Here is a 17,514-nt window from a genome sequence, read left to right on the forward strand (position 1 = left end):
GCCCCTTGAACAGGCCGTGGTAGTCGCTGCCTTCTTCAGCTTCGAGCGCCTTCAGCGCCAGGCGGTTCTTGACCACCTTGAACGCGGCGCCTTCTTTACGAAGGCGGCCACGCAGGTCTTCCATTTCCGCAACGGTCAGACCCAGGTTGTGGGTCACGACCACGGAGCCGGCGTCGGCGAATACGCCCTTGAGCGTTTCGATCGACTCGGCTTTTTGAGCGCGGTCCATTGCGGTCTCCAGTCTTGGTATTCGCCGCCGGGCTTATTCCCGACGACGGATTGGCCAAAGCGCGCCGCGTCGCCGCGAAGCGTTAAAGCCGGTCGTATTGTCCGAAGGATGCGTCTGACGGCGTCCGTCCCGGAATGCGGGCTGACATCGGCAAGGTCGCGTCCCCATCTCCCCACGGCGTCAGAGGGCTCTCTGACAGTTATGGCCTGGGTGACCCCCAGGCCCCGAAGTTCTCGGACAGGACCGTCAAAGGGGTGAACCTCTGACGGGAAGCGGCGCTCATACAGGGACGCCGACAGGAAATCAAGGAGCCGAACCCATGGCCTATGAACTCTACTACTGGCCGACCATCCAGGGCCGGGGCGAGTTCATCCGCCTGGCGCTCGAAGCCGGCGGCGCTGACTATGTCGACGTCTCGCGCCAGGACGACGGCAAGGCGATGATGACACTGATGGAAACGGCGGCCACGCCGTCATTCGCCCCGCCTTTTCTGCGGCTGGGCGACCGCACCATCGGCCAGGTCGCGGCCATCCTGGCCTGGCTGGGGCCGCAGCTGGGGCTCAGTCCGAACGGCGACAGCGACCGCGCCTGGCTGAACCAGATCCAGTTGACCTTCGCCGACCTGGTCGCCGAGGCCCACGACACCCATCATCCGGTCGACATGATGGCCTATTACGACCAGCAGAAGCCCGAGGCCGCTCGACGGTCAAAGGCGTTCCGGAAGCAGCGAATCGAGAAGTTCCTGGGCTGGGCCGAACAGGTGTTGTCGAAGAACGCGGCGGGGCCGGCCTGGTTGGTCGGCGACCGCCTGACCTATGCCGACCTGTCCCTGTTCCAACTGGTCGAGGGCCTGACCTACGCCTTTCCCACGGCGACGGCCCGCGTGCTGAAATCGACGCCCCACGTCGTCGCCGTCCGCGACCGCGTCGCGGCCCTGCCCCTCATCGCCGCCTACATCGACAGCGACCGTCGGATTCCGTTCAACCAGGACGGCGTCTTCCGCCGCTATCCCGAGTTGGACGACTGACGATCAGTGACGGCTGGGCTTTACGGACACCTGCCCACCTTGGCCGGGGCAATCGAACTGGGCGCAGTATTTGGACTGAAACTCGGTCAGAAAGCTCATCGCCACCTCAGTCTGCACATCCTGCAGGGCGACACCCAGAGTGACGGTCTTTGCGGCGACCGCCTGCCCTACCGGACTGCGATAGAAGACGATCTGCCCCCTGAGTTCTTCCTCGGTGTAGATGCTGGCATAGGACGGGACCATCCGGTCGATCATGCGACCGACCATTCGCGCAATCATCGGCGGCATGTTGGCTCGCACCCAGTCCGCCTCTTCGCCCTGCTGTTCGCTCGTCTTCTCGAGTTGCTGGGCCATGGCGCGCTCGACTTCCTTGGCGAAATTCGGGCCGACGGAAACTTCCAGTAGTTCGCGCGCCAGGGCCGTACGCAGGGCCATGCCCGGATCCGGTCTGTCGATGACCTCGAGCCTGTCGTCGCGTCCCTTATCGCCGCCCTGATCCTGCGCCTGGGCCGAGACGGCGACCGCGCCGAGCATCAACGCCAGCCCGAGTGTTCGAATAGTGATCATGACAGCCTCCCGTCGATCCTTATCGAAAGGAGTCCGTCGGCTGGCCAGTCGAATTCGACCAGCAGTTGCTCAAATGACGGGCGGCGTTGCGGCGAAGTCGCGGATCAGGGCCGCCAGATCGGGCTCTTGCACAGCAGCCGCAGCCTCGTCCGGGGTCATCCAGCGCCGCTCTCGCTGGTGCGCCTCGGGCCAGTGCCCCAGCTGAATCAGCACCTGCATCGGATAGACGGAGACCACACACTGGCGCTGTCCGCCGTCCTTCAGTCCCTTGGCGTAGCGGAAGACGCCAATCGAATGTTCGTCGGTCACGCCCTTGACCCCGGCCTCTTCCAGCGCCTCCTGGGCGGCGGCCTCAGGATCTGTCTTTCCGACCATGCGGCCGCCCTTGGGGATGACCCAGCGGCGGGTCTCGCGGGAGGTGATCATCAGGATCCACAACGCGCCTTCATCCAGGCGCCACGGCAGGGCCGCGACCTGGCGCGTCTCCGACCGCGCGGTGCGTTTGGTTCCGCCGGCCATGCGGTCAGCCTCGCCCCATCGTCGGCGCGGCGGCCGAACAGCCGCGCGGCGACGCCTGCTCCTCGCTGTTCATCCGGACCATCCCGCGACAAGACGGCCCCACGACCGCGCGCCTCCCCAAACGGTATCGTGCGGGCCGCGTCAAGTTGTCAGATGACGGAGCGCCGCCTCAACCCTCTCCCGGCGCCTTGGCGTCGGGGTCGCCCAGCACGTCCTGCCGGTACAGCATGGTCACCAGAGTGTGCAGCACCAGGGCCAGTGGCGTCGCGAACAGCACGCCCAGCGGCCCGAACAGGGAGCCGATTCCGACCACGGCGAAGATGCCGAGCACGACCGGCAGGTTGGCGACGTTTTTCTGCACCATCGGGGTGATGAAGTTGCTCTCCAGCTGGGACACCACGACATAGAGCGCCAGGGTCATCAGCGCCGTCTCCCAGCCCTGGGTCGCCCCCACCAGGACAGCCGGGATGGTCGAAACTATGGGGCCGACGATCGGCACGAATTGCGCCAGTCCGGTCAGCAGGCCCAGGCCGAGGGCCGAGGGCACGCCGATGATCGCCAGTCCCACCCCGGTCAGGGTGCCCACCAGCACCATCGAGAACAGTTGCGCCTTCAGCCAACCCTTCAGCGCCTTGCCGCAGCTGTTCAGCACCTCGCGCAGACGCGGCCGGCGATCCATCGGAACCATGGATAGCAGTCCCTCGCGCGACTTGGCGGGCTCGATGGCCAGGAAGACACCGGCGACGACGACCAGAACCAGGGTGGTCACGCCCGAAGCGAAACCCAGGGCGAATTGCTGGGCCACCTGCAGGGCCTCGCCCGCCCGGTCCCCCAGGCCCTGGACCTGCTCCAGCAACTGGGCGGCGTACGGCTGGGCCTGGATCCAGGACTGAACCTGGGCCCAGCCTTGCGGCACCACGGCGGACAGGACCACCACCTGTTCGGTGATCTGGGCCCCGAACAGGGTCAGAATGCCTGCCAGCACCGCGACCACGATCAGCAGGGAGGCGAACACGGCAAGCGGATCCGGCGCCTTCAGCCAGCGCACGATCGGGTCGGCCAAGGCCCGCAAAACCACGGCGACCACGATAGCTCCGAAGATCAGCAGCCACAGGGTGTGCAGCGTCACGATCAACTGGACCGCGAAATAGGCCGCCACCAGCACGATTGCGCCGAACGCCAGCCGCCCCTTCCACGGATCGCCGTCACCGGCCCTATCGTCTCTAGAACGTCCCAAACCGAACATCACGCCTCCTCAAGGTCGCGACAGGAACGCGGGTCGAGCGTAGCCGTTCGACGGCCGTGCGAATAAACTCAGTGGATGTCTGACGGGCGATCATCATAGACGGCCTGGGCCGCCGCGACATCGGGCATCCGGGTCTCGGCCCAGTCGATAATCGACTGCATGGCCGCCATCAGCGTCATTCCTAACGGCGTCACCGCATAGGTCACGGACACCGGCACGGTCGGCACGACGGTGCGCGACACCAGTCCGTCCCGCTCCAGCGACTTCAGGGTCTGGCTAAGCATCTTCTGCGAAACGCCGTCGATCCGACCCTTCAGCGCATTGAACCGGATCGGCCCCTCGCCCAGCACGATCAGGATCAGGGTGCTCCACTTGTCCGCGATCCGGTCCAGCAACTGCCGCGTCGGGCAGTTGGCGGCGAACACGTCGCCGCGCGTCCAGGTTTCTTCGGAGTGACCAAGTGGGGAAAAGGTGCCGTCTTGCATGACGACTATCCATAGCGCACCTGGTCACTATTGGAAACCACAAGGAGCCTTCCATGAAAATCTCGGTTCTCGGCGCCAGCGGCCGCGCCGGTTCGGAAATCACCAGGGAACTGGCGGCGCGCGGCCATCAGGTCATCGCCATCGCCCGCAAGCCCGAAGCCATTCCCGCCGCCGACAACGTCACCCCCGTCGCCGGCGACGCCTCGGACGCCGCAGTTCTCGCCGAACTGATCAAGGGCTCGGACGCCGTTATCAGCGCCCTGCACCACAACGTCGCCGCCGAGACCCTGCTGACCGCGCTGAAGACCGCCGGCGTGCCTCGCCTGCTGGTCACGGGCGGCGCCGGCAGCCTGGAGGTCGCACCGGGCGTGCGTCTGATCGACACCCCGGACTTTCCGGAAGAGTTCAAGCCCTACGCCCTGCCCGGCATCGCCTTCCTGGACGATCTCCGCAGCGAGACACAGGTTGACTGGACCTTCTTCTCGCCCGCCGCCTTCATTGAGGAAGGCCCGCGTCTCGGCGCCTTCCGCACGGGCACGGACCAGCTGATCGTCGACGCCGACGGGCACAGCAAGATCAGCTTCGCCGACTACGCCATCGCCATGGTCGACGAACTGGAACAGCACAACCACAGCCGCGCCCGCTTCACGGCGGCCTACTGAGGACCACGCCATGAAGTCTCCGCTCATCGCGGGTCTGGCGGCGTTTGTCCTGACGGCGGGGCCCCTCCCCGCCGTCGCTCAGGATCGTTCACCGACCGAGTCCGAGAACGCCCGGGTCGTCACCGCCTTCTACGACCTGGCCTTCAACCAGCATCGCCCGACCGAGGCCGCCCGCCTCTACATCGGCGACCGCTACATCCAGCACAACCCGAACGTCCCCAACGGGGCGGCGGCCTTCTACGGCTATTTCGAGGGCTTCTTCCGCGAACACCCGCAGTCGCACGTCGTCATCCATCACGTCCTCGCGGACGGTGACCTGGTGGCCCTGCATCTGAACTCGAAACAGACGCCCGACGATCCCGGCCGCGCCATCGTCGACATCTTCCGCGTCGAGGACGGCAAGATCGTCGAACATTTCGACGTCATCCAACCCGTCCCCACGACCACCGCCAATGGCAACACCATGTTCGAGGGCGACAAGGCGGACTGACTGTCGAAGACAGATACGCAAAGAAAAAGGCCCCGGAGATCGCTCCCCGGGGCCTTTCATATTTTACAGCCTGTCGCGACGCACGCAGTGCGCCGCTGCTTGAGGCTATCAGGCGCCCAGCGAGGCCGGGTCGACCTTGAAGCCCGGGCCCATCGTGGTCGACAGGCTGATGCGCTTCACATAGGTGCCCTTGGCGCCCGACGGCTTGGAACGCACCAGGGCGTCCACGATGGCCTTCACGTTGGCTTCCAGGGCGTCCTGGGTGAACGAGACCTTGCCGATGCCGGCGTGGACGATGCCCGCCTTCTCGACGCGGAACTCGACGGCGCCGCCCTTGGCGTCCTTGACGGCCTGGGCCACGTTCGGGGTCACGGTGCCGACCTTCGGGTTCGGCATCAGGCCGCGCGGGCCCAGCACCTTACCCAGACGGCCGACCAGGGCCATCATGTCCGGCGACGCGATCACGCGGTCGAACTCCATGAAGCCGCCGGCGATCTTCTCGTACAGATCTTCGGCGCCGACGTGTTCAGCGCCGGCCGCGGTGGCTTCGGCAGCCTTGGCGTCCTTGGCGAAGACGGCGACGCGGACGTCACGGCCGGTGCCCGACGGCAGGTTGACGACGCCACGGACCTGTTGGTCGGCGTGACGCGGGTCGACGCCCAGGTTGACCGAGATTTCCAGCGACTCGTCGAACTTGGCCTTGGCGTTGTCCTTGGCGAGCTTGATGGCGTCCGAGAACGGCAGCAGGTCCTGGGTCACGCCGGTGCGGGCTTTTTGAGCCTTGGTTTGCTTAGCCATGGATTAGCCCTCCACCACTTCGAGGCCCATCGCGCGGGCGGAGCCTTCGATGATCTTGGCCGCCGCGTCGAGGTCGTTGGCGTTAAGATCCTTCATCTTCTTTTCGGCGATCTCGCGCAGTTGCGCCTGCGTGATCTTGCCGGCGACTTCACGGCCGACCAGCTTCGAACCCGACTTCAGGCCGGTGGCCTGCTTCAGGTACCAGGTCGCCGGCGGCGTCTTGGTGATGAAGGTGAACGACTTGTCCTGATAGACGGTGATGACGGTCGGAAGCGGGGTGCCCTTGGCTTCCTTCTCGGTCCGCGCGTTGAACTCCTTGCAGAAGCCCATGATGTTCACGCCGCGTTGACCCAGAGCCGGGCCGATCGGGGGCGAAGGCGTGGCCGAACCGGCCGGCACTTGCAGCTTGATATAGCCGAGAATCTTCTTGGCCATTGGTCTCTCCTATGAATGACCCGACGAACGAACGACGGGCCGGTGAGCCGTGGTGCGGCATGGCTGCCTCCCACGGATTTGACGTTCCGCAGACCGGGGCCCGCAGAGCGAAGGCGCGCGTGTAACAGAGCGACCCCGCAAATGCAAACGGCGGCCCGAGGGCCGCCGTCGCCAAATCCGAATGTCGAAGGAGCCTCAGCCCGCGACCTTCTCCACCTGGCCGTATTCCAGTTCGACCGGCGTGGCGCGGCCGAAGATCGACACGGCGACGCGCAGGCGGGCGTGTTCCTCGTCGACGCTCTCGACCGAACCGTCGAAGCTGGCGAACGGGCCGTCGATGACCTTGACCTTCTCGCCGATGTCGAAGCGGATGGTGGGCTTCGGACGTTCGACGCCCTCTTCCACCTGGCCGATGATGTTCTGGACCTCGCGCTCCGAGACCGGCAGGGGCTTGGTGCCGCCGGCGGCGCCCAGGAATCCGGTGACCTTCGGCGTGTTCTTGACCAGGTGATAGGCCTGGTCGGTCATTTCCATCTTCACCAGGACATAGCCGGGGAAGAACTTACGCTCGGAGTTGACCTTGCGGCCGCGACGGATCTCGACGACGTCCTCGGTCGGAACCAGGATCTCGGAGAAGGCGTCTTCCAGGCCCTGCTGCTTGGCCTGGTCACGCAGTTGCTCGGCGACCTTCTTCTCGAAGTTCGAGTAGGCGTTGACGATATACCACTTGTGGCGCGGGTTGGCGGGCTTTGCGGGCGCTGCATCGGTCATGGGCGCGTCTTTCTCAGGATCCGAGAGCGATGATGTAGCGGAAGGCGTAGCCGAGACCGGTGTCGACGATCCAGAAGAAGACCGAAGCGATCACGACCATGATGAAGACCATCACCGAAGTGATCCAGGTCTCCTTGCGGCTGGGCCACACGATCTTGCGGGCCTCGGCGCGAACCTGGCTGAAGAACTGCGCCGGGCTCGTGCGCGGCTTCTTCGGCTCGGGCGAATCGACCGTGATGGCGGCGCCGGCCGCAGCGACCTGGGGCTTCGCGCCGGCCTGAGGCCGCTTGCCGGGAGTTTTGGCCTTGGCCATCAGTTGCTCTTCACACAATTGTTCCTGTCGCCCCAGATGGGAAGTCCCATCCGGAAGCGACAGGGGGGATTGGCAGGAGTTGGGGGACTCGAACCCACGACCCCCGGTTTTGGAGACCGGTGCTCTACCAGCTGAGCTAAACTCCTAGACAATCGCTCGAACCGATCGGTCCGTGCGTTCGCCAGAGGGGGGCGTATGCCCGACGCCGCCCTGTATTTCAAGGGCGATCTGACACCATCTCCTCAGACTTGTGGTCAGTCTTCCAGATGCGCCGCGACGGCGTCCCGCTCGTCCTCGGCCTTGACCAGTTCCTTGAAGATCAGCTTGTCGATGCGACGGTCGTCCATGTCGACGACCTCGACCTCGAATCGACCGACCTGCAGGACCTCGCCCTCGTCCGGCACGCGCGACAGCTGATGCAGGATCAGGCCGGCCACGGTGTGGAAACCCTCGTGCTCGCCGAAATCCTCGCCCAGGGTGTCGGCCAGGTCGTCCAGGTCGGTCTGACCATCGACCAGCCAGCTGCCGTCGGCGCGCTGATGCATCCAGGCCTGCTCCTCGTCGTGGCCTTCGTCGAAGTCGCCGGCGATCATTTCCAGAATGTCGGTCGCGGTCACCACGCCTTCGAACGCGCCGTATTCGTCGACGACGAAGGCCATGTGGATCCGTGAGCCCTTCAGGATCTCCAGCGCCTTCAGCACCGAGGTCGACTGCGGGATGAAGGCCGGCTCGGCCACCAGCGGCTCGACGTCGAACTTGCCGTCGGTCAGCAGGGCGTCCAGCAGATCCTTCTTGTGGACCACGCCCAGCGGATTATCGACGTCGCTCTCGCGCGCCACCACGATCCGCGAATAGGGGCACGACCGAATCTCGTCACGCAGGACCTCTTCCGTGTCGTCCAGGGCGATCCAGAAAACATCGTGGCGCGGCGTCATGGCCACGCGCACCGGACGATCGCCCAGACGCAGGATTTCCTCGATCATCACCTGTTCTTCAGGCTCGATCAGGCCGGCCGAGGTGCCCTCCGCCAGAATGGTGGCCACTTCTTCCTGGGTCACGTCCGAACCGTCGCGATCCTTGACGCCCATCAGCTTCAGAATGCCCGAGGTCGAGGCCGTCAGCAGCAGGACGAAAGGCTTGAGCGCGACCGCCAGCGTCGAGATCGGCGGCGCCATCTTGGCCGCGATGGTCTCAGGGAAGATCAGGGCCAGCCGTTTGGGCACCAACTCACCGACGATCAGCGAGATATAGGTGATGCAGACGACGACCAGGGCCGTGGAGAAGATTTCGGTGTAGGCGGACAGCGCCGGGAAGCTGGTCTCGAGGATCCGGTCCAACTCGCCCGCGATGGTCGCCTGACCATAGGCGCCCGCCAGAATGCCGATCAGGGTGATGCCGACCTGGACCGCCGACAGGAACTGCGTCGGTTCCTCCGCCAGCTTCAACGCCTTGCGCGCGCCGCGATCCCCCTTTTCAGCCCGGCTTTGAAGCTTGGATCTCCGGGACGAGACGACCGCCAATTCAGTCATGGCGAACAAGCCGTTGAGCACCACCAGGAGCAGAACGACGACAATAGCGATGAGTAACATCTAGGGGGTTTTGGGGACCGACGCGGCGCGACAGACGGCGTCCGCGGGAAGATACTAGGGCAGGATTGCGTTTTACGCCACGTTTTCCTTGCGAGTCAGCTCGTCCGCCCTGCCTCTATCGAGCCGTAGGCGCCGGAAACAGGTCGTCCATGGACGTCCTGCTGCGCGGCGCAGGCGCACATGCCCAGGACGGTGCCGATAAACAGGCCGATGTGAAGCGCACGCCGCATCTGAAGATTACCAAAAGCTTAACGTCGATTTCAGACGTAACCCTTTCATCAACCCTCAGGGCAAGCATCTACCCCGCTCAGGGGAAAACGGGCGACGGCGCGACCTCCCCTTCCCAGCGTCTCGGCGCTAAGACCAGACGATGCAAACGCTCGACCCCATCACCGCGACGCCCGAAGGCGCCTTGTCGTCGCCGGCGGCGCGACGGAACGCCGATCCCATTCTGACGGTACTGAGGGCGCATCTCCCCGCGAGAGGCCGGGTGCTGGAACTGGCGGCCGGCTCGGGCGAGCACGCCGTGGCCTTTGCGACCGCCCTGCCCGACCTGAAATGGACGCCCAGCGATCCGAGCATCGAGGCGCGGACCAGTATCGAGGCGTGGCGGCGAACGGGCCCGGCGAACTTGCAGCCGGCCCTCGCGCTGGACGCCGTCGATCCGGAAACCTGGCCCGAGGCGCCGTTCGACGCCCTCTATTGCGCGAACATGACGCATATCAGCCCCTGGCCGGCGACCGAGGGGTTGATGACTTTCGCCGGGCGCGCGCTGCGACGCCCCGGCGGCCTGCTGGCGCTGTACGGCCCCTATCGCGAGGCGGACAGGCCGCTGGCGCCGTCGAACGCGGCCTTCGACGAAAGCCTGAAAGCACGAAACCCCGCCTGGGGCCTGCGCGACCGCGAAACGGTCCAGGCCCTGGCGGGGTCGCACGGCCTCGTGGCCACGCTCAGGATTCAGATGCCGGCCAACAACCTGATGCTGCTGTTTCGACGCGTCTGATTCAGAGGGCGCCGACGGCGGCCGACAGTTCGGCGCGTTCGTTCAGCAGGGTCGCGGCGCCGTTCTTGAACACGACGCCCGGAGCCTCGGCCGGAACGCCCAGGCTTTCGGCGGCCAGAGCGACGCCGTCGCTGAAGGCGATGACCAGAAGCCCGTTGGCCTTGGCCAGCTCGACCAGCGACCGCACGGCGGCCAGGCCGGCCTCGTCCTGCGACCCGCCCGGCACGACCAGGCCCTTGAGCTTGCCTTCGACGATGTCGTTCGCCGTCGCTGTCGCCAGCACCGTCACGCCGCCGGTCACCAGGCTGGCGTCGCCGGTCGAGATCGGGGCTAGGCCCACGCCTTCGGCCCGCAGCGCCCCTTCGACGTCGCCCAGTTCGCCGAAGTCCATGTCACGTCGCATCACCAGCCCCATGCGCAGCCGGGTCGGAACGGGACGGTTGTAACCAGTGCGACGGGGTCCGGCGGAAGATTTGCTTTGAGCGTACAAGACGTCTCCTTCGAGGGTTTCAGTAAAGATCCAGATCCGGCGAACCAGGCCGCCGAACCACCGACACGAATGACCAGAAAAATGAAAATCGACGGGCCCGACTGCCGTCGCCCCGCACTTTCGATCATTTGTGGAATGCGGGCAGATATAGTGAGAATCCGCGCGCGATCAACCTTGCGCCGACAACTTCATATGCCTCGCGATCCTGAAGGCGGCAGGCCGCTTGCTCGCGCGGCGGCTCGGCCCTAGACAGCGCCATCGACTGAGCGACGGAATCCGATGGCCTTCACCCGCACCTACGACGGCGACGAGCCGGTTCGCGTGAACAAATGGCTGGGCCAGACCGGCGTCTGCTCGCGCCGCGAGGCAGAGAGCCTGATCGCCGTGGGTCTGGTCTCCATCGACGGCGAGGTCATCCAGGACGCGGGCCGCAAGATCGAGCCAGGCCAGACCCTGACCCTGAACGACAGCGCCGAGGCGGCCCTGGCGTCCGGAATGACCATCCTGCTGCACAAGCCGGTCGGCTATGTCTCGGGCCAGCCGGACCCGGGCAAGATCCCCGCCGTGCGCCTGTTGAAGACGCCCAATCGCGTGGGCGACGGCGAGACGCCCGCCCGCGACGCCTCCCTGCCCCCGATCGGCCGGCTGGACGAGGATTCCCGCGGCCTGCTGCTGCTGTCGTCGGACGGAGTGGTGGCCAAGGCGGTGATCGGCCCGGCGTCCGAACTGGACAAGGAATATCTGGTCGTGGTCGACGGCCTGATCACTGAAGGCAAGCTGAGCAAGCTGCGCCACGGGTTGGAACTGAACGGCAAGCCGCTGAAGCCCGCCCGCGTCACCCAGATCGAGCCTCAAAGGCTGCGCTTCATCCTGACCGAGGGCAAGTATCGCCAGATCCGCCGGATGTGCGAACTGGTCGGACTGGAGGTCACCGACCTTTACCGCATCCGCGTGGGACCGCTGCTACTGGGCGACCTGCCCGAGGGCCGGTGGCGGCACCTGACCCCGGACGAGCGCACCGCCCTGATCGTACAGTCAGCCGGCGACTGACACCCCGGCCAGGCCGGCCAGCCGAGTCAGCTCGGCCACATGGCCGGCGAAGGCCTTGCGCCCGCCGCCGGTCAGGGCCAGCCAGGTCCGCTGGCGCCCAGCGAAGGCCGCCTTGCGCAGCCTTACATAACCAGCCTCCTCCAACTGTTTGACGTGTTTGGACATGACGGAATCGGACACGCCGATCCCGTCACGGACGACGCCGAACTCCACCTCGTCCGCCGCCGACAGCATGGCGCAGATCTGCAGCCGGCCAGGCGCGTGGATGACAGCGTCGAAGACCGGCGCGCTCAAACCCGCCCCGCCGTCTCGGCGCGATAGACCCGCATCCACAGGCGCGACAGGCCCAGGGCCAGGACAAAGGCGGCGATCGTCAGCGGCGCGACCCAGATCAACTGGCCCGTCCGGCCGACATAGACGCTGGTCAGAGCCAGCCCGCCGAAGAGGACGCCCAGGGCGATGGCGACCCAGCGGGCACGCGGCGGCGAGACGCCGGTGATGCTGACGCCGGTGCGCTCCGACCACCGCCGCCACATGGTGACGAAGGCCAGGGTCGCGCCGACGGAGGCCAACACATTGAACGGCAGGGGCGCGGCCTGACAGCCCACTATGGCGGCCGCGACCGAGGCATAGGTCAGGTCATAGCTCCAGGAGCCCTTGGCGACCCGCTCGCGCACGGCGTCCTGGGATCGCTGGATCTCGGCCAGCATCTGTTCGTGGTTTTGGGGGTCTTGGGACATGGCGGCTTCCTCACTTTCCGTATTGGAAAATGATCGAGACTTTCCACATCGTCAAGTCATAAGTTTCCAGAATGGAAAATCAGGAAAGAGCGCTGAACCACCGCTCCAGCAGATCCGCCTCGGCGCGGCGCGCCTCGGTTCGTTCGGCCGCCTCGGCGTCCACGCCCCACTGTTCCTCCTGGAACAGCTCGTCGATGCGGGACAGGTCGAAGGCGGCGACGCCGCCCAGCGCCCCCTGCTCCACCGCCAGAGCCAGAACCGCCGAGCCCAGCAGAGGCACGGCCGTCGCCAGACCGGTCAGACGAAAGTCGTCCAGCGACAGGGCGTGAGCCTTCACCCGGGCGATAGCCTCGGGCGACTGGGGTTGGTGGACGATGCCGGCGACCGGCTGCAGCGACACGCCCATCTCGCGCGCGGCCCAGTCGCGCCACGGGCCCCATTCGCGCCGCTGACGCTCGACCAGGGGCGTCGGATGTTCCGCCAGATAGCAGACACCGTCGGACCCGGCGTAGGCGGCGATCTCGTCCGCGACCGGCTCACGCGCCTGACCGATCCGGTCGATGGCGGTCGAAGCCAGCCGGGTCGCCGGCATGGTCGAGGGATCGAGGAACTGCCCTTGCGCCGCCCACTCGTCGGCGACCAGGCGCGCGGCGGCCTCGGTCGGCAGGATCAGGGGCGCCTTGGCCGGGGTCTTGGGCGTGCGGCCGTCCAGCAGCACGGCCCAGCCGCCTTCGGGGTGCGGGCCGATGGAGGCTTCCTTCCAGAAGCGCGACACCCGGTCAGGCGACAGTTCGACGAAGCGCGGGCGATGCGGGGTGTTGGAGTCGGTCATCAGGCAGTCCGTGAAGTTCAGGCCGGCACGACGTCGAAGGCCAGGGTCAGGCGCGACGCCTCGCCCCCGAACGGCGTGGTGCCGTGCCACATATAGGAGGGGAAGAGCACCAGCGTTCCCGGCTGGGGTTGCACATAATGCTGGGACGGCAGGTCCGGCAGGCCGGGCGCGGCGCCGAAACGCAGCCAGCCCTCGCGGTCGTCCCCCTGCACCGCCGGGGGCAGTTCGATATGGCAGGCCGAGGACAGCCAGCCCTCGGAATGGATATGGTCCGTATGGAAGCCGTTGGGCCGCAGCCGAACGGACCAGCTGCCCTGGACATGATAGCGACCGGTATTGCGGGACCGCAGCGGGTCCTCGCCGGTCCCCAGGGCCGCCATATAGGCGCGGATCGGCCCGTCGATGGCCTGGAAGAAGGCGGCGATGACGGGGTCGTCGCTCTCGGACAGTTTGGCCGTGGTCTGGGAGCCGCCGCGCAACGACTGGCCGACCGGATGGGTCTTCAGTTGGTGCAGACCGTGCAACGCCCGGGCCAGATCGGACAGATAGGCGTCCAGCGACGTCCAGCCCGAAGGGGCGTCCAGTCGATAGGGCCGCACGAAGGCGGCATAGTCGTACAGGGTCTCGTAGCGGGGATCGCCGTCCATCCGCCAAGCTGTGGCCAGCAAGGCCAGGACGTGTTGATTGTCCGGCGCCGCCGCCCGCATGGCCTCGACATGGGCCAGGGCCGCGTGGGGATCGCCCAGAGCCAGACAGGCTTCGGCCTGGGCCGCCTGGATCGGCAGGACCTGTCGCCCCGCCAGGGCCGCCGCCCGGCTCGCGTGCTCCAGGGCGCGGGCGGGATCCGCGCGCATTACAGCCTGGGCCGCCGCAAGCTCGCTCGCCGCATCCAGCGGTCCGGCGATCAGGGCGGCGTAGGCGTCGTCGGGCCGGCCGGCGAACTCGAGCAGCCGGGCCTTGATCCGGCGCAGGGGCGATGGGTCCGACGCGGCGGCGATGGCGGCGTCCAGAGGGGCGCAGGCGGCGGCGGCGTCCTCGGTCCGCATCCAGATCAACTGGGTCCGGTCGCGCAGGGCGTCGACATAGCCGGGGCGCCGTTGGAGCGCGCCGCGATAGGCGGCCTCGGCCTCGTCGAACCGGTTCTGGCCCTGCAGGGCGCGGGCCAGGACCAGCCAGGTCTCGGGCGCGTCGCCGCCGAGGGCCAGGGTCTCGCGGGCCACAGCCTCGGCCTCGACGGGCCGACCCAGGTCGCCCAGGGTCGAGGCCAGATTGTGCCGGGCGGGCACGCTCTGCGGCCGCACGGCGACCAGGCGACGGGACAGGGCCGCACTGTCGACCAGACGCCCGGCCCGTTTCAGAAGATCCGCCTGGACCGACAGGGCCTGCCACGGCGCATCGGCCCGCGCCGCCAGGGGCGCCAGCAGGGCCAACCCCGCCTCCAGCCGCCCGACGGCGGCCAGTGCCTTGGCCTGTTCGACCTGGGCCTGAGCGGTCCCCTTCACCGGATGCGCTTCACGCCCAGGAAGGGATCGTCCTCGGCCTCGTCCTCGGTGAAGCCGAAATGGGCGAAGCCGGCCTTCATCTCGGGGCTGAGCGGGGCGGTGACCTTCAGCACCCCGCCGCGCGGGTGATCCAGCTCGATGCTGCGGGCGTGGAGCTGCAGCTTCAGCGGGCCGGACAATTCCCTGGACTTGTCGTCGCCATATTTCGGGTCGCCCAGGATCGGGTGACCGATCCCGGCCATATGGGCGCGCAGCTGGTGGGTGCGGCCGGTGAAGGGGCGCAGCGCCATCCAGGCGGCGCGGTGCGAGGCGCGGCTGACGGTGCTGAACGCCGTCTCGGCCGGTTCGGCGCGGGGGTCCTTGCGCTCGGCCGGACGCATCATCTCGAAGTCGTTGATGCCGGTCTTCTTCAGCGGCATGTCGATCTGGCCCGAATAGGGTTTCGGATTGCCGATGACGATGGCCCAGTAGGTCTTCTTGGCCTGACGCCGGGCGAAGGCGCCGGCCAGACGCTTGGCCGCTTCCGGCCCCTTGCCCAGCAGCAGGACGCCCGAGGTGTCGCGATCGAGGCGGTGGACCAGGCGCGGCCGATCCATGCCCTCGCCCCAGGCCGACAGCAGGCGGTCCACGTGGCGGCTGGTCTTGGTGCCGCCCTGGACGGCCAGGCCGTGGGGCTTGTTGATGGCGATGACCATGTCGTCCTCGTAGAGGACCAGCGACTTGGCGAAGGCGATGTCCTTTTCGGACAGGGTGTGCGCGTCCCCGGCCTGGCGCGAGGTGTCATCCGGGATCGGGGGCACGCGCACGGCGGCGCCGGCGGTCAGGCGGCCTTCGGGCTTGATGCGGGCGCCGTCCACGCGGATCTGGCCGCTGCGAGCCATCTTCTGCACCTGGATGTTCGAAAGGTGCGGCCAGCGACGGCGGAACCAGCGGTCCAGACGGATGCCGTCCTCGTCCTCGGCGACATAGATCGTCAGGACCTCACGCTTGGGTGCGTTTTCTGCGGGCGGCTGGTCGGTCAAACGGAGACTCCAAAGGCGCGGCGGGCGATCACCAGGCCGACGAACAGGGCCGCAAGGGCCAGAACCACCGAGCCGACCACATAGGCGGCGGCCAGGCCCAATTGGCGGCGCTCGATCATCTGCACCGCCTCCAGAGAATAGGAGGAGAAGGTGGTGAAGCCGCCGAGCACGCCGACGGCGGCGAACAGGCGGATCGTCTCCTGCTGCGCACCGCCCTTGAAGGCCAGCCAGCCCACGAGCAGACCCATGACCAGGCCGCCGATCAGATTGGCCGCAAAGGTGCCCAGGGGCCAGCCGGCGTTGGGCGCCAGGCGGGCCGCCGTGAGGCCGAGGCCATAGCGGGCCATGGAGCCGAGGGCTCCACCAGCGGCGACGATAAGGAAACGGGTCATGATCCGGCGCTATATACGCCGCCTGCGTCGAAAACGAAGCCTCCTGACGGTCGTAGGCGATCTGACCGAAACTTCACTTGCTCCCGAGCAGGGTTAACAGCGATATCCGAAATCGACGTCAGCCGGTTTGGGGGAGCCACGCCATGTCGCAGGAAGACAGCCACAGCCCGGTGATCGCGCCGACGATGACCTCACCGCCGCCTTCGCCTGACCCGACATCCGGGCCCGCGCCGGAGGCGACGCCCCAGCCCCACGACCTGGCCCCGATCGAGGCGTCCGAAACGCCGCGCCCGCCGCCGCCGAACCCCACCCCGACAGACTCGCCGGCGGTGTCCGACGAAGGTGTGCTGCGCCCGATCCAGGAGAGTGACTATTTCACGTTGGACGAGGCCTCGATCGCGCGGATATCGGCCAATATCGACCAGTATTTCAATCAGCCGCTCGACATCTTTCCCTTCTGGGAAAACGAGCGGAAGCCCGACCGCTTCCACGTCCTGTTCGCCCGCCAGATCGAGGAAAGATTCACCGCCGACCGCGACATTCGGGGACGGGTCCACGCCTATGGTCGACGTATCTTCCGCGCCCTGTGCGTCCATGTGGGGACCAAGCGGCTGATCCAGGCTCTGTCCCTGATCGCCTTCGCCGTGCTGACCGCCATGGGACCGACCCTGTTCGCGGACTGGACCGGCAGCCCGCCCGGCGGCCTGGGCCTGAGCCTGGTTGGCATGCTGGTCGTGATCGGGATCTTCTTCGGCGTCTCCAGCATCCTGTTCGTCCAGTACCGGTTCCGGCTGGAGAACGACACCTATGCGCTGTCGCGCGAGATCGTGCAGCGGACCCGGGATTTGCAGAATCTGTTCACCAACGCCCGCGCCCTGTCGGACCAGGCCGAGACCACCTATCAGATGGACGGCAAGGCCTGGGGCCAGCGCGCCCTGTATCTGACCCGCCTGGTCATGTGGATCGGGGCGCGGATGGAGTATCTGGAGAAGTTCATCCAGATGGAGCTGTGGCGGGTCCGGCGGGAACGGTACTGGATGCGCTGGGTCGGGCGGATCACCACGCCTCTGGTGCTGCTGATCTGGCTGGTGGTTCTGGCCTTGTGGCCGGCGCCGGAGGCGGGAGAGATCGGCTTCCGCCTGCTGCAGATCGCGGCCGTGTTGCTGGCGGGCGGCGTGTCCTGGCTGTCGTATTTCCGCTGGCAGACCCCGGCCAACGCCATCCAGGACAAGCTGGGGGCCGACGGCTGGGTCCGCTACGCCTCGCTGGACGTGGACAACACCGTCGGCGACCAGGTGCGTCGCGACAAGGAACGGCTGGTCGAATACCGGGCTCTGACGCGGGGGCGTTGA

Annotated in this window: 23 protein-coding genes and 1 tRNA gene; 6 read left to right on the plus strand and 18 right to left on the minus strand. The window is 67.0% G+C overall.

All coding sequences use genetic code 11. The features are described 5' to 3' along the window. Positions 1-229: 50S ribosomal protein L10 (rplJ, locus tag ACIQ1T_RS17545; RefSeq protein ID WP_395945848.1), on the minus strand; the 229-nt coding region annotated here is incomplete at its 3' end. A gap of 319 nt (positions 230-548) precedes the next feature. On the opposite strand from rplJ, the gene ACIQ1T_RS17550 reads away from it, so the two are divergent. After that, complete coding sequence (locus ACIQ1T_RS17550) at positions 549-1,256, plus strand: glutathione S-transferase (RefSeq protein ID WP_395945849.1); 708 nt, start codon at positions 549-551, stop codon at positions 1,254-1,256. A gap of 3 nt (positions 1,257-1,259) precedes the next feature. On the opposite strand, the gene ACIQ1T_RS17555 is transcribed toward ACIQ1T_RS17550, so the two are convergent. The 4 genes from ACIQ1T_RS17555 to ACIQ1T_RS17570 form a co-directional block, all read right to left on the minus strand. Next, the gene (locus tag ACIQ1T_RS17555; RefSeq protein ID WP_395945850.1) at positions 1,260-1,823 is read right to left on the minus strand and encodes a DUF2059 domain-containing protein; all 564 of its coding nucleotides are present in this window, start codon (positions 1,821-1,823) and stop codon (positions 1,260-1,262) included. 69 nt (positions 1,824-1,892) lie between these two features. Continuing rightward, positions 1,893-2,342 (minus strand): NUDIX hydrolase, encoded by a 450-nt coding sequence (locus tag ACIQ1T_RS17560; RefSeq protein ID WP_395945851.1) that lies wholly within the window; start codon positions 2,340-2,342, stop codon positions 1,893-1,895. A gap of 169 nt (positions 2,343-2,511) precedes the next feature. After that, on the minus strand, positions 2,512-3,579 hold the full coding sequence (locus ACIQ1T_RS17565; protein ID WP_395945852.1) for an AI-2E family transporter: 1,068 nt from the start codon (positions 3,577-3,579) through the stop codon (positions 2,512-2,514). A gap of 77 nt (positions 3,580-3,656) precedes the next feature. Next, positions 3,657-4,073 (minus strand): winged helix-turn-helix transcriptional regulator, encoded by a 417-nt coding sequence (locus ACIQ1T_RS17570; RefSeq protein ID WP_395945853.1) that lies wholly within the window; start codon positions 4,071-4,073, stop codon positions 3,657-3,659. A 53-nt stretch (positions 4,074-4,126) separates the two neighbouring features. Here ACIQ1T_RS17570 and ACIQ1T_RS17575 point away from each other — a divergent pair, with 53 nt between their 5' ends. Together ACIQ1T_RS17575 and ACIQ1T_RS17580 are read left to right on the plus strand one after the other, a co-directional pair. Further along, on the plus strand, positions 4,127-4,735 hold the full coding sequence (locus tag ACIQ1T_RS17575) for an NAD(P)-dependent oxidoreductase (protein WP_395945854.1): 609 nt from the start codon (positions 4,127-4,129) through the stop codon (positions 4,733-4,735). Between the two features lie 10 nt (positions 4,736-4,745). Next, positions 4,746-5,225: a nuclear transport factor 2 family protein gene (locus tag ACIQ1T_RS17580; protein WP_395945855.1), complete on the plus strand. Its 480-nt coding sequence runs from the start codon at positions 4,746-4,748 to the stop codon at positions 5,223-5,225. A 108-nt stretch (positions 5,226-5,333) separates the two neighbouring features. On the opposite strand, the gene rplA is transcribed toward ACIQ1T_RS17580, so the two are convergent. The 6 genes from rplA to ACIQ1T_RS17610 form a co-directional block, all read right to left on the minus strand. Further along, a complete protein-coding gene (rplA, locus tag ACIQ1T_RS17585) occupies positions 5,334-6,023 on the minus strand; it encodes a 50S ribosomal protein L1 (protein ID WP_395945856.1) in 690 nt (229 codons plus the stop codon). 3 nt (positions 6,024-6,026) lie between these two features. Continuing rightward, positions 6,027-6,458, minus strand: a complete 432-nt coding sequence (rplK, locus tag ACIQ1T_RS17590) for a 50S ribosomal protein L11 (RefSeq protein WP_008259841.1) — start codon at positions 6,456-6,458, stop codon at positions 6,027-6,029. A 195-nt stretch (positions 6,459-6,653) separates the two neighbouring features. Continuing rightward, positions 6,654-7,229, minus strand: a complete 576-nt coding sequence (gene nusG / locus ACIQ1T_RS17595) for a transcription termination/antitermination protein NusG (RefSeq protein ID WP_201100555.1) — start codon at positions 7,227-7,229, stop codon at positions 6,654-6,656. 13 nt (positions 7,230-7,242) lie between these two features. Continuing rightward, positions 7,243-7,542, minus strand: a complete 300-nt coding sequence (gene secE / locus ACIQ1T_RS17600) for a preprotein translocase subunit SecE (protein ID WP_395945857.1) — start codon at positions 7,540-7,542, stop codon at positions 7,243-7,245. Between the two features lie 70 nt (positions 7,543-7,612). Continuing rightward, positions 7,613-7,688 (minus strand) — tRNA-Trp (locus ACIQ1T_RS17605). A gap of 108 nt (positions 7,689-7,796) precedes the next feature. Then, positions 7,797-9,131: a hemolysin family protein gene (locus ACIQ1T_RS17610; protein ID WP_395945858.1), complete on the minus strand. Its 1,335-nt coding sequence runs from the start codon at positions 9,129-9,131 to the stop codon at positions 7,797-7,799. Between the two features lie 370 nt (positions 9,132-9,501). Here ACIQ1T_RS17610 and ACIQ1T_RS17615 point away from each other — a divergent pair, with 370 nt between their 5' ends. Further along, complete coding sequence (locus tag ACIQ1T_RS17615) at positions 9,502-10,134, plus strand: DUF938 domain-containing protein (RefSeq protein ID WP_395945859.1); 633 nt, start codon at positions 9,502-9,504, stop codon at positions 10,132-10,134. Position 10,135: 1 nt separating this feature from the next. Here ACIQ1T_RS17615 and ACIQ1T_RS17620 read toward each other — a convergent pair whose 3' ends face one another. Beyond that, the gene (locus tag ACIQ1T_RS17620; RefSeq protein WP_395945860.1) at positions 10,136-10,537 is read right to left on the minus strand and encodes a hypothetical protein; all 402 of its coding nucleotides are present in this window, start codon (positions 10,535-10,537) and stop codon (positions 10,136-10,138) included. A 366-nt stretch (positions 10,538-10,903) separates the two neighbouring features. On the opposite strand from ACIQ1T_RS17620, the gene ACIQ1T_RS17625 reads away from it, so the two are divergent. Next, on the plus strand, positions 10,904-11,674 hold the full coding sequence (locus ACIQ1T_RS17625; protein ID WP_395945861.1) for a pseudouridine synthase: 771 nt from the start codon (positions 10,904-10,906) through the stop codon (positions 11,672-11,674). Here ACIQ1T_RS17625 and ACIQ1T_RS17630 read toward each other — a convergent pair. The 6 genes from ACIQ1T_RS17630 to crcB all read right to left on the minus strand — a co-directional run bounded on the left by ACIQ1T_RS17630 (position 11,660) and on the right by crcB (position 16,162). Further along, positions 11,660-11,968 carry a transcriptional regulator gene (locus tag ACIQ1T_RS17630; RefSeq protein ID WP_395945862.1) on the minus strand — a complete coding sequence of 103 codons (309 nt, stop codon included), beginning with the start codon at positions 11,966-11,968 and terminating at the stop codon, positions 11,660-11,662. The genes ACIQ1T_RS17625 and ACIQ1T_RS17630 overlap by 15 nt on opposite strands. Beyond that, positions 11,965-12,414, minus strand: a complete 450-nt coding sequence (locus ACIQ1T_RS17635) for a hypothetical protein (protein WP_395945863.1) — start codon at positions 12,412-12,414, stop codon at positions 11,965-11,967. The genes ACIQ1T_RS17630 and ACIQ1T_RS17635 overlap by 4 nt, the downstream gene beginning before the upstream one ends. 79 nt (positions 12,415-12,493) lie before the next feature. After that, positions 12,494-13,246, minus strand: coding sequence for an ATP12 family chaperone protein (locus tag ACIQ1T_RS17640; RefSeq protein ID WP_395945864.1), 753 nt, complete (start codon positions 13,244-13,246; stop codon positions 12,494-12,496). A gap of 17 nt (positions 13,247-13,263) precedes the next feature. Further along, positions 13,264-14,748, minus strand: coding sequence for a putative 2OG-Fe(II) oxygenase (locus ACIQ1T_RS17645; RefSeq protein ID WP_395945866.1), 1,485 nt, complete (start codon positions 14,746-14,748; stop codon positions 13,264-13,266). Further along, positions 14,745-15,770, minus strand: a complete 1,026-nt coding sequence (locus ACIQ1T_RS17650; RefSeq protein WP_395945867.1) for an RluA family pseudouridine synthase — start codon at positions 15,768-15,770, stop codon at positions 14,745-14,747. Before ACIQ1T_RS17650 ends, ACIQ1T_RS17645 begins: the two co-directional genes overlap by 4 nt. Continuing rightward, positions 15,767-16,162, minus strand: coding sequence for a fluoride efflux transporter CrcB (gene crcB, locus ACIQ1T_RS17655; RefSeq protein ID WP_395945869.1), 396 nt, complete (start codon positions 16,160-16,162; stop codon positions 15,767-15,769). Before crcB ends, ACIQ1T_RS17650 begins: the two co-directional genes overlap by 4 nt. A gap of 143 nt (positions 16,163-16,305) precedes the next feature. Between crcB and ACIQ1T_RS17660 the strand changes: the two genes are divergently transcribed. Next, positions 16,306-17,514: a hypothetical protein gene (locus ACIQ1T_RS17660; protein ID WP_395945871.1), complete on the plus strand. Its 1,209-nt coding sequence runs from the start codon at positions 16,306-16,308 to the stop codon at positions 17,512-17,514.

This window comes from Brevundimonas sp., assembly GCF_044336875.1.
In the GTDB taxonomy this organism is placed as follows: Bacteria; Pseudomonadota; Alphaproteobacteria; order Caulobacterales; family Caulobacteraceae; genus Brevundimonas.

Excerpts from the sequence above, each read along its gene's own strand:
- secE (WP_395945857.1), bottom strand. The coding sequence starts at position 7,542 with ATGGCCAAGGCCAAAACTCCCGGCAAGCGGCCTCAGGCCGGCGCGAAG.
- rplA (WP_395945856.1), bottom strand. The coding sequence starts at position 6,023 with ATGGCTAAGCAAACCAAGGCTCAAAAAGCCCGCACCGGCGTGACCCAG.
- ACIQ1T_RS17575 (WP_395945854.1), top strand. The coding sequence starts at position 4,127 with ATGAAAATCTCGGTTCTCGGCGCCAGCGGCCGCGCCGGTTCGGAAATC.
- ACIQ1T_RS17560 (WP_395945851.1), bottom strand. The coding sequence starts at position 2,342 with ATGGCCGGCGGAACCAAACGCACCGCGCGGTCGGAGACGCGCCAGGTC.
- nusG (WP_201100555.1), bottom strand. The coding sequence starts at position 7,229 with ATGACCGATGCAGCGCCCGCAAAGCCCGCCAACCCGCGCCACAAGTGG.
- ACIQ1T_RS17550 (WP_395945849.1), top strand. The coding sequence starts at position 549 with ATGGCCTATGAACTCTACTACTGGCCGACCATCCAGGGCCGGGGCGAG.
- rplK (WP_008259841.1), bottom strand. The coding sequence starts at position 6,458 with ATGGCCAAGAAGATTCTCGGCTATATCAAGCTGCAAGTGCCGGCCGGT.
- ACIQ1T_RS17610 (WP_395945858.1), bottom strand. The coding sequence starts at position 9,131 with ATGTTACTCATCGCTATTGTCGTCGTTCTGCTCCTGGTGGTGCTCAAC.
- ACIQ1T_RS17580 (WP_395945855.1), top strand. The coding sequence starts at position 4,746 with ATGAAGTCTCCGCTCATCGCGGGTCTGGCGGCGTTTGTCCTGACGGCG.
- ACIQ1T_RS17570 (WP_395945853.1), bottom strand. The coding sequence starts at position 4,073 with ATGCAAGACGGCACCTTTTCCCCACTTGGTCACTCCGAAGAAACCTGG.
- ACIQ1T_RS17640 (WP_395945864.1), bottom strand. The coding sequence starts at position 13,246 with ATGACCGACTCCAACACCCCGCATCGCCCGCGCTTCGTCGAACTGTCG.
- ACIQ1T_RS17615 (WP_395945859.1), top strand. The coding sequence starts at position 9,502 with ATGCAAACGCTCGACCCCATCACCGCGACGCCCGAAGGCGCCTTGTCG.
- ACIQ1T_RS17625 (WP_395945861.1), top strand. The coding sequence starts at position 10,904 with ATGGCCTTCACCCGCACCTACGACGGCGACGAGCCGGTTCGCGTGAAC.
- ACIQ1T_RS17660 (WP_395945871.1), top strand. The coding sequence starts at position 16,306 with ATGTCGCAGGAAGACAGCCACAGCCCGGTGATCGCGCCGACGATGACC.
- ACIQ1T_RS17555 (WP_395945850.1), bottom strand. The coding sequence starts at position 1,823 with ATGATCACTATTCGAACACTCGGGCTGGCGTTGATGCTCGGCGCGGTC.
- ACIQ1T_RS17635 (WP_395945863.1), bottom strand. The coding sequence starts at position 12,414 with ATGTCCCAAGACCCCCAAAACCACGAACAGATGCTGGCCGAGATCCAG.
- ACIQ1T_RS17620 (WP_395945860.1), bottom strand. The coding sequence starts at position 10,537 with ATGCGACGTGACATGGACTTCGGCGAACTGGGCGACGTCGAAGGGGCG.
- crcB (WP_395945869.1), bottom strand. The coding sequence starts at position 16,162 with ATGACCCGTTTCCTTATCGTCGCCGCTGGTGGAGCCCTCGGCTCCATG.